The sequence below is a fragment of the Olivibacter sp. EAT-5 genome, assembly GCF_044784325.1.
Classification (GTDB): domain Bacteria; phylum Bacteroidota; class Bacteroidia; order Sphingobacteriales; family Sphingobacteriaceae; genus Olivibacter; species Olivibacter oleidegradans.
Genome location: NZ_CP173028.1, coordinates 4,917,678 through 4,931,159 on the forward strand (window position 1 = coordinate 4,917,678; position 13,482 = coordinate 4,931,159).

Below are 13,482 nucleotides of genomic sequence, written 5' to 3' on the forward strand. Positions count from 1 at the left end.
GATAAATACTTTTGGCAAAAAGAAATTTAGCCATGAATATTCCAAACACACACAAAAAACATTATAAACCAATGCCTTTATTGAGAATCTCTGTACTAACCCTATTTTTTTTCTATTCTTTCATTATCTGCGTGCTGGCACAAGAGAAAGCAAATATTCAAGGAACCGTGAAGGACCAAACAGGTGCACCTGTTGACTTAGCGACAATCATTTTGCTCAGGGCCGCAGATTCATCTTATATTCGCTCAGTATTCAGTGACCAGAAAGGTAACTATCAGATACCTGCGGTAGACGAAGGGAAGTATATATTATCTGCATCTATGATCGGCTTCCGCAAGACTTATTTACCTATTGCGATAAGATCCGGACAAAAAACGATACAAGCAGCTTCTTTTGTTCTAATGCCGGAGACAAATGCACTAAAAGAGGTAACTGTTACGGCTAGTACCCCTTCCATCGAACGTAAGGATGGCGCCTTGGTTGTAAATGTCGCTAATACTGCACTAGCAGCAGGTAACAGTGCAATGGATATATTAGAACGATCACCTGGCGTAAGTGTTGACAAAGATGGGAATATAAGCCTCATGGGACGTCAAGGCGTAACAGTTATGATAGATGGGAAACAAACCTATCTATCTGCTGAACAATTAGCTAATATGTTAAAATCGATGGACGGCAATAACGTGCAATCCATTGAATTAAACACCAATCCTTCCGCGAAATATGATGCAGCAGGTACTGCCGGGATTATTAACATCAAATTGAAGAAAAATAATATGGAGGGTACCAATGGAACATTGAGTTTGAGCGGAGGATACGGCCGTACCCATAAGTCGAATAATTCATTGCAAATTAATCACAAAACAGGTAAAGTCAATCTTTTCGGAAATTATAGCTACGTTAACAGCAATTTTAATAACACACTGGAGTTATATAGAATTGTTGGGCAAAGCGCGTCGGCAAAAGTATTCGATCAATTTGCTGATTTCCAAAATGAACGCGCGAGCAGCAGTATAAGGGGTGGTATTGATTATAAAACATCGGAACGGAATACATTAAGCGGTTTATTCTCCGGCTTTTTCTTGCAAGGAAATGATCACTCCACCAGTAACAACCGGATTTCAGATTTAAATGCCCCTCTGGATTCTACACTTACAACGCTAAATCGCGGTCGAAACAAGTATAACAATCTGTCCTTTAACGTTAATAACACGTTTAATATCGATACCAATGGACGTAAACTTGTTGCTGAAGTAGATGTTTCTAGATTCAGTGATAAAACATCCAACTACTATGACAATTATTTTTATAGATCGAACGGTGAGAACTTACGAAGCCCGGAATTCATCTTAAACGATATGCCTTCAATCATCAATATACAGACAGCGAAGATTGATTACACTCATCCGTTAAATTCTAAAAGTAAAATCGAACTGGGAATGAAATACAGCAGCGTGAAAAGTGACAACAACATGGGCTTTTACAATCAGATAAATGGTGACTGGCAAAATAACGAAAATCGCTCGAATCATTTTATATATAAAGAACGGGTTAGCGCTGCTTATGCGATCTACAATCAAACCATTAACAAAACCGAGATTAAAGCCGGTTTACGTGCCGAACATACTTATTCTGACGGTAATTCGATAACGATGAATGCGAGAAATAAACGGAATTATCTAAGTCTCTTTCCAAACATCAGCTTAAATCAACAACTATCTGATAAGCAAAGTATAGGCCTGTCCTACAGTCGAAGAATAAATCGGCCAAATTATGGAAACCTCAATCCGTTTTTGTTCTATGTTGACCCTTACAGCTATCAACAAGGAAATCCATTTCTGAACCCGTCATATACAAATTCTTACGAATTAAGCTATACACTTCTAAAGAAATATACGTTAACAGCAGGATACCAGAAAACCAAAGATATGGTTGGAGAAATGATGTACCAAGATGATGAAACTAATATAGTGTATGTAACGAATGAGAATATCGCAAGCGAAAATGTATATTTTGCAAATTTGAATATTCCTTTAGAACTTGGTAAAGTCTGGAGTAGTAACACAAATATTAATGCCATGCATCTCGGTTATAAGGCAGATATTCCTGCCGCGCCTATAGATTTCGGCCAATTCGCCGTACAAGCGAACAGCAATCATACATTCAATGTAACGCAGAGTTTACGTTTCGAAGCTACCCTGCAGTATCGCTCTCCTCTACGGTGGAGCATTTACCAGATCGGCACGTCATGGGGATTAGATCTCGGTGTTAACAAATCATTTTGGAATAAAAAAGCGCAGGTAAAATTTGCAGTTACCGATATATTTAATACGCGACCAAACACAGTCAAAACAGACTACTCAAATTTGAATGTCCGTGTTTTCAACACGTGGGAAAGTCGCGTGGCCCGGTTGACTTTTACATTTAACTTTGGGAATCAAAAGCTGAAAATATCTGAAAGAAATTTAGATAGCTCAGAGAAAAACCGCGTAGGGAAATAAAAATATTTTCATGTGTGTTTGTGCCGCTGCCGTCGTGAGATGACAGCGGCTTTTGTCATAAATAATATGTGCTGATCAACTAATTGCCTATGATCAATCACAAACATAATGCAATAAATTACAACAATTAGTTGGGAATTGTTGTTTCCATAAGACAGGTTTTTGAAGAAAGTTATGACATATCAAAAAAAACAACCCGCTATATCAAATATGCAATACACTCGACGTTTATTGCAAAATGGTAAAATCCAACTAGACATTAACGGTCATATTGATAATGAGTACTTCGAAGCGACTGCAATTGTAAGCCAAGCCGATGCTGACAACGACAAGGGTTTAAATCAATTACTCACAAACCATCTATTGCAAGCAAGAGAAAAAACTATCATGCTGAAAAAAAATAAGGATTCTACTAAATAGTGATGTTGTGAAACTTACTTATTTTTTCTTTGGCACTTTAGCGCCTTCTTTTCTCGCTTCCGATAAGCCAATGGCTACAGCCTGTTTTTTTGAAGTGACTTTCTTTCCGTTTCCGCTCTTCAGTTTACCTTCTTTCATTTCATGCATAGTTTCTTCAACCTTCTCACTTGCCTTTTTTGAATACTTTGCCATAATATTGCTTAATTTGTGTATCTAAGAACAAAAGAAAGACTTAGATGTTTCGTATAAAATATAAAAGTTTTAGTAGTTCAAGGATATTGTTCGTTAGAGAGTTATGCGCAACAATCTAAAGATAAAGTGGCGTAAATAAGAATTCCGTCCTCAGAAAACGCAATTTCGTGTAATTTTTTTTATTAGTAAATAGGATTTATTGATATTAGTAAGTCAGATCAAACCACCTAACGTTGTAAATTAGATTGTATGATACTGGTTTTTGATAGTTTAGCTGAAGCCAACAATTCTTTAATGAGAATTTTGGAAGCAAATAACCTGCCTGCCCAGGCTGCTATGTCGACGGATGAAACACTGCAACATATCTTCACATATAAATATAAACTCTTAATACTAAGAGCGGACGCTTTTGAGGGTAGCGACGCGCAAGAAGTCTTAAGAGTAATGAATAATAACCCGAATGTAAAAGACACTCCCGTTCTGTTGATTACTCCGTCATCAATCAAACAGAAAATTAAGTTCGAAACGTATACCGGATTATGGCTGGATTGTCTCTTTGGGGATTACAGTACGGATTTCTTGATTTTTAAAATTAAATCCATTCAAGACAGACAAGAATATATTGCAGGATTGTACCATGATAATAGATTCTTAAAGGATGAGCTTCAGAAAACAAAAATGACCGAAGCCGCCAAAGAAGAATTTATCAGTATTGCGGGACATGAACTTAGTACGCCAATTACTTCTATAAATGCCTACCTACAATTGGCATTACGTAACGCTAACAGTCAAAACATCGAACAAACCATACAGCTATTATCTAAGGGCCTGAACCAAATCAATAAATTGAACCGTCTTGCAAAAGACCTTCTGGACTCTTCCAGATTACAAGCGGGAAAAATGGAGTATAATTTTGCTGTGTTTAATTGTCGGGATTTTCTAAGGCAAACGATAGAAAATGTCAGACATAGTTACCCTGATAGGCAGATTAACGTCAATTGTAATACAAAAGTATGGCTGGAAGGTGATCAGGAAAGACTAGAACAGGTGCTGACTAATTATTTAACAAATGCGCTTAAATACTCGCCTACTAGTACCGAAGTCCTTGTTTATACCGAGATTATCGATAAGAAATGGCTAAAGGTATGTGTGAAAGACCGTGGACAAGGTATTCCCAGAGAGAAGCAACCATATATATTTCATAAATACTATAGAGTGAGTGATGAGAAGCATAAACACCAAGGTTTAGGAATGGGTCTGTTTATTTGCGCACAAATTATTTCTCATCATAAGGGTAAATTCGGACTGGAAAGTGAACCTGGGAAAGGTTCAATTTTTTATTTTATGTTACCTATAAAAGCTACGAAAGAGAAAACCGAAGGACTTACCACAAGCTTTCCAAAAAGAAGTGCATTTTCTTCTTCTAATTTAAATAAGTAATGAAAACACCGAAAGTCCGTATCATCCTTCCCGAATATCTCTCCTATCCAAACCTCGCGCCATAAAACGATGGTAGAACGAATACTTCATTATCACTCATTTACCATACGCGTAGGTTATGAGCCTGGACTTATTCATATTACAAACAATATTAACCTATGGCGTTTTTTGGATAGTAATGTAAGAGAGAGAACGGAATGGTTAGCCAATGCTATAAAACAGGATTATGAATCTATTTATGGGAATCCTCTTAAAATAAAGCGAAAATCTTTTCTTATGGAAATCTGGGGTCATTTATATTTCGAGTATTACCTTCTAAAACTGACACATTTTTTTGGCATTAATCATCAGTCAAAAACACTACAACACCTGTTACAACGTTCGGCATCGATAGATTGCGGTGAAAGTGCACAAGATAATAACCGCTTTATATGGGATTTCTTAGCATTGTTTTTTAAATTGTTCACCTATTTCCTTCCAAATAATATATCCTCAGAAGGCCTGAAGAAATAAAGGCCTGTATCAGTGAATGCTGTAAAAAGACCCAATTTTTTTACTTACCGCTTGCAAAGAATATTTATCTATCTTATATTTGTTTCCTCATGCGAAAATAGCTCAGTTGGTAGAGCGCAACCTTGCCAAGGTTGAGGTCGCGAGTTCGAACCTCGTTTTTCGCTCCAAAGGATCATGCTTCGGTGTGATCCTTTTTATTTAATTTCCCAACTTCCACTTATTTGAGTGCCCGTAAAAGGATCATTTTTAACCTTTAGATAAACATCTATTTCCTGCTGTAACTCCTCTACGTGAGAAATAACCCCCACAATTCTATTTTCGTTTCGTAATGTTTTCAACGTATCAAACGCCACTGCCAATGATTCCCGATCTAAAGAACCAAAGCCTTCATCTAAAAAGAAAAAATTTTGCTTGGATCGATTTTGTTGTTGTACAGATTCCGCAAGAGCTAAGGCTAGCGACAATGAAGCCTGAAAAGTCTGGCCGCCGGACAAGGTCTTGGCTAATCTGGTTTTACCATCATTTAAGTAATCTCTTACCTGAAATTCATTTTTATCGGTTACCTCCAGTCGCAATTGCTGCTGTGTAAGCTTATAAAAACGCTTGTTCGCTGCCTCACATAATTGTTGTAAGTAAACCGTGGATATATAACTAACAAAGCCACTTCCTTTAAATAGGCTTTTAAGAATAGTCAGGTTATCTGCTCGATGCTGTAAACGCGCCAAATCGTCTTCTAGTTGTTGTTTTTCTTCGAGTTGCTTTAGAAGCCTATCGTAATCTGCTTTGGCAGCAGCATATTTCTCTTGTTCTTGATTGAATCGATCCCTGAGCACTTCATAAGTGCTTAATGACCTTAGAAACAGCTCCTCATTGTAAACTTTATCGCTAGCCTCCGTAGCTAGCTTGGTATATTGTTCTTTCGCATTATATAATTGTTGGAAGAATAGGTCTACACTGCTTCGGACCTCTTCTACAGCAATTGCTAGATTTAATATATTTTTAACTTCATTCAAACTGCCATACTTCGATTTACTTAAAGAACCTCGTAACTGATCAGTAATAAAGTCCAGACGTTCCTGCTCGGCAGCTAAGTTTTCATTGACTGCCTGAAATCTTGCTTCCAACGATACTTTTAGCTGTTGCTCCTCCTGTACCAAAGCTTGAAGTTGCTCGTATTGATCGACAATAGCTTTACTTTCACTATCTATATCTAAAATACTGTTTTCCAGATAGTTTTTATCATATTGATAAACTTCATCTTCAGATAAGTTGTGAAGTTGTTTCGTGAGCATATTTAAGGCCCCAACCTTTACTCGTTCTTCTGCTACTATTTTTTGTATTCCGATTTCATATTGATCTCTATCTATTTCTGCTTTTTTCAAAATGGCATCATTTTCATTAATCTCCAGTTCCAGTCGTTCCAACTCTTTTTCTGCGGTTTTGTGTTCTTCAAGTAACCGATCAATAGTGCGGGCATCGTCTCTACCGCAAGTAGATTCCCAAATAAAGGATTGGAAATGTACTTGTAATGCCTGTTCGTCTGACTCGGCCCTAAAAAGGAGTTCGTCCCGACTCTTAAGAATGGTGGCTTTTTTTCCATCTAATATTTCAAGCTGGCGTATAAGTCCCTGCACGAGATTCCGTTCGTCCTTGAGATGTACAGATTTAGCATTTAATTGTTGGAGCTGATTTTCCACATCCTCTAAGACCATAACTTGAGGGTGCTCCAATGCTCCACAAAGCGGACAAGCTTCACCTCGCTGCAAGGCCGCGACAAAATCACCTAATTTAACTTGCATCCGGGCATGCGCAATTTCATTTGAAAGCTTATCGAGCTCAAAATCAATGGTCTTTATGCGTGTGTCTAATGATTCTTTATGATTTTGGATCGGAGTAGTTACCCCAACAAGTAAGTCGTCGATGGTACTTTCAAGTTGCTTTAAAGTTCCAGTTATATCATCAAGTGCTAATTGGCTTGTTTTTTTGTTTTTTTCTAAATGCTCGCGGGAAGTAAACCAATTTTTTATCTGCGATAAGGTGTTCAAATCCAGCTTTTCATTCCGTTTCTTTTTTAGTTTTTCTCGAAGCGCTAAGGCTATTTTTTCTCGATATATCTTCTCCTGCTGCGCTTTATGGACAAATTCTTTCCCCTTGATAATTCGTCCACTTAAATGATCGATATCTTCTTTTAACTGCAATATTTGCAAAGCAGTCCGATAATCGTTACGCTTTTGATTAAGGAGCTCAAGTGATTGATATTTCAACGTGATATTGGCAAGTTCTTGCTGTTGCTCCATCAGTAATGTTTCGCAGTTTTTGAGCTTATACTGATATTCTTTCAAGCTTTCTTTTCGCTTTTCTATTCCTGTTGCCAGCTCTTCCGCTCGTTGTATATTTACCTTAAAATAACGTTCGCAGTATTCATAATCACTCAATTGCTGTTTCAACTGCTGATATTCCGATGACTTAAGATGCAACTGCTTATAGGAGTTTTCAGCAGTTTTTAAGTCCTCAAATAATCGTTTCAATATCTCCTGCTCTTTTAGGTCGCTTTCTCTCTGTTGAAGCTCGGCCTTCATTGTCGAGACTTCTGCTGCCAAGCTTTGCAATTTTTGCAAAGCGAGACCAACATAGGTTTCATTTATTCCTTCAAAAACAGATAAACGTCCTTTTAGACGTTGGATCACTTCGTTGTTCTTTCGCTCTAAAGAGGCGGTCTGTTGAAAAAAATCATATTTGTCCAGCTGAAAAATATCTTTGAGCATTTCCGTTCGGGCTTTATCTGTCAGCTGTAAGAACTCTTGAAATTTGCCTTGTGGAATAATAATGGTACGTCTAAAGTTCTCGTAACTAAGTCCCAATAAAGGTGTCGCAGTTGTTACCTCCAAAGGTTGCCACATACCATTTTCAAACTTATAAGCAGACCGATCGAAAGTATTTACTTTCTCAAATTTCTTGCCATGACGTTTCCCTTTAACGATAAATCGATACTGCTTTTCGTCGAAGTTGCTGAACACAAAATCAATGAGCAACTCATCCGATTTCAAGTTCATCATGTTATAGTTTCTATCGTCCCGGGTGCTCAGTCGTTCGGTTTCTCCGTACAAAGCAAAAGCAATCGCCTCCAAAACCGATGATTTGCCTGAACCCACGGAACCGAAAATGCCGAATAATTGTCCCTCAATTAGTCGAGCGAAATTAATCGTTTGCTCCTTTTGATAGGAAAAAAGTCCCTTTATAGTTAATGAAATTGGAATCATTCGTCTATCTGCTCTGCTCTTACTTCTGTAAATAGTTTTAACAAGTCCTCATTTGGTTGCTGTTTGTTCCTGAAGCTAAAATACTGGATAAATAATTCTTCGACTGACTGACTTAAATCGATTGTTCTAGTCTCTTCAGCTACATTTCCTTTGGTTTTTACTTCAGGAATGATAGTAACGATGCCGTCGTGGGCCTGTAGAAGTTGCTTTCGGTCTTCTGCATTCATGAAATCTTCACTTACCATTGTCAATTCAATCCAGGCAGGACCGCAGTGGTGCAACCATTCAAGAGCCTCTGATATACTTTCGAAACGTTTTTTATATAGTGGTTTTCCTGCTTTTAGTGGCAATTGCCGGAAATCTACTGCTCTGGCTGGCTCAGCTTCTATCAGTACTACATTTTTCTGTTGACCCGCTTCAGCAAAGCTATAACTTAATAAACTACTGCTATACACAATAGGCATGCGAGCTTTATCTATTTCCTGATATCGATGTAAATGCCCTAATGCCACATATTGTAAACTCTCCGGTATATTTTCGCTATAGACAGCCTGCGCACCACCAATGTGCAGTATAGGTTTTTCATCGATGGGTTCTTCGGGGGGGACTTCTCCCCTCTTCATAACGAAGAGGTGTGCCATTAATATATTTACGCCAAATTTGTCGCAATACTTTGTTGCCAGCTGCTCCCAATGGGCTTCCAAAATACTTCTCAATTCTTTCTCCTCATTATCCACACCCAAAAATGTTCTCAATCGATATTCGTTAGCGTAAGGCATTAACAGCAAACGAAGCGGATAATCGTATTTCGGAACCTTTATCTCGAGGAAGCCAGGTTCACTCTTAGTAATACAAAAGCCACCACACAATTCACCTACAGCGATTGTGGCCTGTGGATAACCGACGAACACAATCCCGCATTCACGAGCCAATACATCGGGGGCATCTATTCTATCGGGCGAATCATGATTACCAGCGATGGCGATAACAACTCGTTCACCATTCTTTGCCAATCTTTTCAAACTTCTATATAAAAGTTCCACGGCTTCAGCGGCCGGGTTAAAAGCGTCAAATAAGTCTCCGGCGACTAACACAACATCTATTTCCTCTTCATCTGCTAGGGCAATTAGCTCATCCAATACAGCGCGCTGCTCCTCTAGCCTTGAATACTTGTCTAATCTCTTACCTAAATGCCAATCGGCAGTATGGAGTATTTTCATAAGTCCATTATAGTTAATATAAGCAAAAAACGGAAATTTTTTTTAAAAGCTTTAAAAATAACGTCCACACTAGGCTATCTAATTGTATAATCCCCACAAATTGGCTAAGTTTGAAGCCAAACACCATATTAATGACAGTTTTAACTTTTACACTCATCTTGTTATTTGGGGCGTGCTGTGCTGGATTTATTGGATCGCTTACCGGACTTGGTGGAGGTGTGGTAATTATCCCGCTGTTGACAGTAGTATTGGGTGTTGATATACATTATGCTATTGGCGCTGCTCTTGTCTCGGTCATTGCCACATCTTCCGGATCAGCTGCAGCTTATGTAAGAGAAGGGATCACGAATATGCGCTTAGGAATGTTTCTAGAAATAGCGACAACGGCAGGCGCTGTGGGAGGAGCCTTGCTGGCCTCCATTGCACCAACCAGCTTAATCGCTATTCTATTTGGTTGTACCCTTATATTTTCAGCGTTAAATTCTTTGCGTAAAAAGGAAGAACACAATGTGAAATCCTCAAGCTCCTTGGCTTTAGCATTAAAGTTACCTTCAAGTTATCCCAGCACTTCCGGGATTATCTCCTATGGAACCAAAAACGTAATAGGCGGTTTTAGCATGATGGGTTTGGCGGGTATGCTTTCGGGATTACTTGGAATAGGATCCGGTGCCTTTAAAGTAATCGCTATGGATAATATTATGCGTATTCCTTTCAAGGTGTCAACAACCACTAGTAACTTTATGATGGGAGTCACTGCTACCGCCAGTGCTGTTATTTATTTGCAGAAAGGATATATCGAACCGGATATTTGCATGCCGGTGGTAATAGGTGTTTTATTGGGTGCTATGACGGGTGCTAAAGTCCTACTGAGGGCCAACCCAAAAAAATTAAGAATGTTTTTTGCCGTTATCATCATTATTTTGGCACTCAACATGATTTATAACGGCGCCGCCGGAAATATATAATATGATGAGAGGAAGCTCTAATTCAATAACGAATGCAAAATGAGAAAGTAAAAGATAGAGATATCCAGCTGGTTATAGGAAATCTATTGCGATACGGCGTTTGGACGGCGCTTGGTGTTGCCGCTTTGGGTGGATTGATTTATCTGTTCAATCATGAACGTGATACAATTCACTACGGTACCTTTATAGAGAAAGACGTAGATATCATAACATTATCTAAGCAAACACTTATTGGGGTGGCACATGGAAGAGGCGATGATGTAATCCTGCTGGGAATATTACTCTTGTTTTTAACACCAATTCTACGTATAATATTTTCGTTAGTGGCTTTCTTGTTAGAGAAAGACTATCTTTATGTAGGAATTACACTACTTGTTATCGCAATAATCTGTTTTAGTATTTTTTTTGGTTTTGCCCATTAGCATCGTTCCGATTTAGGAATACCTAATGCAAGGGAACCACCTAAAGCAGGATTAACTATTTATCGTTAGTATAATTATTATAATAAAACGATTACGTATGACCGTATTTATCGACCGCATGATCCCGCAAATCGGCCTAGATCTTTTAAATGAGGCTGGCATAACTTATGAACAACACATTGACAGAAGAGAACTTAGCACGCAAGAGCTGATTGATCGCTGCAGTAAACACAACGCATTGATAACTGCCGGTTGGGGGCCGATCAATAGTGAATTTATTGCAGCATGCAAGCATTTGAAAATCATCTCACTCCATTCTGTTGGCTATGACCGCGTTGATATTAAGGCGGCCACCAAATGGGGTATTCCTGTCGGCAATACGCCGGATGTATTAAGCGAAGCCACCGCTGACACCGCTTTTCTTTTAATGCTTGCTGTATCGCGGAAAGCACTGTACCTTCATAAAAAAATTATTAAAGGAGAATGGGGGTTTAGCCAACCAATAGATGATCTTGGTTTTTCCCTTCAGGGTAAAACGTTAGGCATATTTGGCTTAGGTAATATTGGTTGCGAACTAGCAAAAAAAGCAAAGGCGGCTTTTAATATGCCTATTATTTACCACAACCGTTCGCACAATAAAGAAGCCGAAAGAAACCTGGGGGCAAAACGTGTATCCTTCGACGACTTAGTAAGTCAAAGTGACGTTTTAGTTGCTTTCTCTTCTCTAACACCGGAGACGAAAAATAAGTTTAATAGAGACGTTTTCCGTAAAATGAAGCCGTCTGCCATTTTTATAAATCCTTCGCGAGGTGGCGTACACAATGAACCCGATCTCATCGAAGCCTTGCAGCAAGGTATAATATGGGGAGCCGGACTAGATGTAACTAATCCTGAGCCGATGCAAGCAGACAACCCGCTTCTCAATATGCCTAATGTAGCTGTTTTCCCTCATATAGGATCAAATACCGTAGAAGCGCGAAATGGGATGGCCAGTATTGCGGCTAAAAACGTTATCGCTGCGTTCCAGGGACGACCTTTATTACATATAGTCAACCCGGAAGTTTACGAACAGCACTGACGATCCGAAATTGAAGGTTACGAATTATTAATAAAAGGGTAACATAATATAGAACAGCCCGTAATAACGGGCTGTTAGAATTTCTTAATACAAGCTTAAGCAGAAGTTATACACACTAGATCTTCTTCACATTTACAGCCTGCTGGCCTTTTCTTCCATCGGCTACCTCAAACTCCACTCGATCATTATCTTTGATTGCATCTATTCCGCCCTTTACGTCTTTAAAGTGAACAAAAATGTCGGTCCCGTCTTCTTGAATAATAAATCCAAATCCCTTTTGCGCGTTGAACCATTTTACTTTTCCGGTTTTCATTAATAAAAAATTTGTTGTTGTACGATTGTTGTGGCCCTATATAGAAATACTGATGTATCATAATTTAGGAAACACAGGGTTAATTCTCAGTAATTTTGCTTAAAAAAATAGTCCACATTACTACCGGCGATGGTGAGAACCCGAACAGATTTATTTAAACTATACCAAACCTACTATAAAATTTTCAATTTTTCAATGATCAAGCAAAAAAATTGAACGGTATATGATAAGTTGTTTCATTGATATCATCGTTACTCACTGATTTGTTAAAAGTTCAGCTAATAGCTCATTAAGTTATTAGCTGATTACTCTTACTTATTCGGCTGTGGAGTTGTGCGCAAATAAGGTTTGATCTCCTTATAGCCTTTCGGAAATTTTGATGGAATATCCTCTGTTTTTATAGCCGGAACTACAATAACATCCTCTCCATCCTTCCAATCAGCAGGTGTTGCAACACTATAATTCTCGGTAAGTTGTAATGAATCAATCACACGCAAAATTTCCTGGAAATTTCTGCCTGTAGACGCAGGATAGGTAATCGTAAGCCGTACTTTTTTATTTGGATCGATGATATAAACCGAGCGCACAGTCGCAGTGGCAGATGCATTGGGATGAATCATTCCATAAGCTTCTGCTATTTTCCTGTCTTTGTCCGCAATAATCGGAAAGTTTACCTCCACATGCTGGGTTTCATTAATATCTTTTACCCATCCATGGTGATCCTCGACGCTGTCCACACTAAGTGCCAAGACTTTCACGTTACGCTTGTCAAACTCATGCTTCAGGGATGCTGTTTTTCCCAATTCAGTTGTGCATACCGGTGTATAATCAGATGGGTGAGAGTAAAGTACTACCCAACTGTCTCCAACGTAATCATAAAAATTAATATTTCCTTCTGTTGTGACCGCATCAAAGTTTGGTGCAACATCTCCTAGTTGTAAACTCATTATTTTTCCTCCTTTAAAGTTAATACAAAGTATATCAAATTAATCGACTTTTTTCGACAATAACAAACGCCGCCATCACAAATTTTACTTATAGCTGATTCGATCTACACCTATTACATTGACATTACATAAATCCGGGGAAATGGTTTTCATAGTAGCTCCTACTTGCTTTTTTGACATCTGTGTTATGTTAATTACGTCGCACATAGCT

The 13,482-nt window shown here is 38.5% G+C and carries 12 protein-coding genes and 1 tRNA gene; 8 read left to right on the top strand and 5 right to left on the bottom strand.

Annotation, left to right across the window (positions count from 1 at the left end):
- The first annotated feature begins 32 nt into the window (after window positions 1-32).
- Together ACH11B_RS20550 and ACH11B_RS20555 are read left to right on the top strand one after the other, a co-directional pair.
- Window positions 33-2,501, top strand: a complete 2,469-nt coding sequence (locus ACH11B_RS20550; RefSeq protein ID WP_377608806.1) for a TonB-dependent receptor domain-containing protein — start codon at window positions 33-35, stop codon at window positions 2,499-2,501.
- Between the two features lie 174 nt (window positions 2,502-2,675).
- A complete protein-coding gene (locus ACH11B_RS20555) occupies window positions 2,676-2,921 on the top strand; it encodes a hypothetical protein (RefSeq protein ID WP_149105714.1) in 246 nt (81 codons plus the stop codon).
- Window positions 2,922-2,939: 18 nt separating this feature from the next.
- On the opposite strand, the gene ACH11B_RS20560 is transcribed toward ACH11B_RS20555, so the two are convergent.
- The gene (locus tag ACH11B_RS20560; protein ID WP_377608804.1) at window positions 2,940-3,113 is read right to left on the bottom strand and encodes a DUF6496 domain-containing protein; all 174 of its coding nucleotides are present in this window, start codon (window positions 3,111-3,113) and stop codon (window positions 2,940-2,942) included.
- Window positions 3,114-3,362: 249 nt separating this feature from the next.
- Between ACH11B_RS20560 and ACH11B_RS20565 the strand changes: the two genes are divergently transcribed.
- The 3 genes from ACH11B_RS20565 to ACH11B_RS20575 all read left to right on the top strand — a co-directional run bounded on the left by ACH11B_RS20565 (window position 3,363) and on the right by ACH11B_RS20575 (window position 5,233).
- Entirely contained in the window at window positions 3,363-4,553 is a 1,191-nt protein-coding gene (locus ACH11B_RS20565) for a HAMP domain-containing sensor histidine kinase (RefSeq protein ID WP_130855859.1), read from the top strand.
- Window positions 4,554-4,622: 69 nt separating this feature from the next.
- Window positions 4,623-5,066, top strand: a complete 444-nt coding sequence (locus tag ACH11B_RS20570; RefSeq protein ID WP_377608802.1) for a hypothetical protein — start codon at window positions 4,623-4,625, stop codon at window positions 5,064-5,066.
- 91 nt (window positions 5,067-5,157) lie between these two features.
- Window positions 5,158-5,233, top strand: a tRNA-Gly gene (locus ACH11B_RS20575).
- Window positions 5,234-5,260: 27 nt separating this feature from the next.
- Here the strand turns inward: ACH11B_RS20575 and ACH11B_RS20580 are convergent.
- Together ACH11B_RS20580 and ACH11B_RS20585 are read right to left on the bottom strand one after the other, a co-directional pair.
- Complete coding sequence (locus ACH11B_RS20580) at window positions 5,261-8,326, bottom strand: AAA family ATPase (protein ID WP_130855857.1); 3,066 nt, start codon at window positions 8,324-8,326, stop codon at window positions 5,261-5,263.
- The gene (locus ACH11B_RS20585; RefSeq protein WP_289553191.1) at window positions 8,323-9,546 is read right to left on the bottom strand and encodes an exonuclease subunit SbcD; all 1,224 of its coding nucleotides are present in this window, start codon (window positions 9,544-9,546) and stop codon (window positions 8,323-8,325) included. The genes ACH11B_RS20580 and ACH11B_RS20585 overlap by 4 nt, the downstream gene beginning before the upstream one ends.
- Before the next feature lie 131 nt (window positions 9,547-9,677).
- Here ACH11B_RS20585 and ACH11B_RS20590 point away from each other — a divergent pair, with 131 nt between their 5' ends.
- The 3 genes from ACH11B_RS20590 to ACH11B_RS20600 all read left to right on the top strand — a co-directional run bounded on the left by ACH11B_RS20590 (window position 9,678) and on the right by ACH11B_RS20600 (window position 12,011).
- Window positions 9,678-10,511 (top strand): sulfite exporter TauE/SafE family protein, encoded by an 834-nt coding sequence (locus ACH11B_RS20590; protein ID WP_130855855.1) that lies wholly within the window; start codon window positions 9,678-9,680, stop codon window positions 10,509-10,511.
- 32 nt (window positions 10,512-10,543) lie between these two features.
- Complete coding sequence (locus ACH11B_RS20595; RefSeq protein WP_377608800.1) at window positions 10,544-10,933, top strand: DUF1634 domain-containing protein; 390 nt, start codon at window positions 10,544-10,546, stop codon at window positions 10,931-10,933.
- Between the two features lie 97 nt (window positions 10,934-11,030).
- Window positions 11,031-12,011, top strand: a complete 981-nt coding sequence (locus ACH11B_RS20600; protein ID WP_377608797.1) for a 2-hydroxyacid dehydrogenase — start codon at window positions 11,031-11,033, stop codon at window positions 12,009-12,011.
- A gap of 115 nt (window positions 12,012-12,126) precedes the next feature.
- On the opposite strand, the gene ACH11B_RS20605 is transcribed toward ACH11B_RS20600, so the two are convergent.
- Both ACH11B_RS20605 and ACH11B_RS20610 read right to left on the bottom strand, forming a co-directional pair.
- Window positions 12,127-12,324 (bottom strand): cold-shock protein, encoded by a 198-nt coding sequence (locus tag ACH11B_RS20605; RefSeq protein WP_013667121.1) that lies wholly within the window; start codon window positions 12,322-12,324, stop codon window positions 12,127-12,129.
- A 311-nt stretch (window positions 12,325-12,635) separates the two neighbouring features.
- Window positions 12,636-13,271 carry a peroxiredoxin gene (locus ACH11B_RS20610; protein ID WP_013667122.1) on the bottom strand — a complete coding sequence of 212 codons (636 nt, stop codon included), beginning with the start codon at window positions 13,269-13,271 and terminating at the stop codon, window positions 12,636-12,638.
- Window positions 13,272-13,482 lie beyond the last annotated feature (211 nt).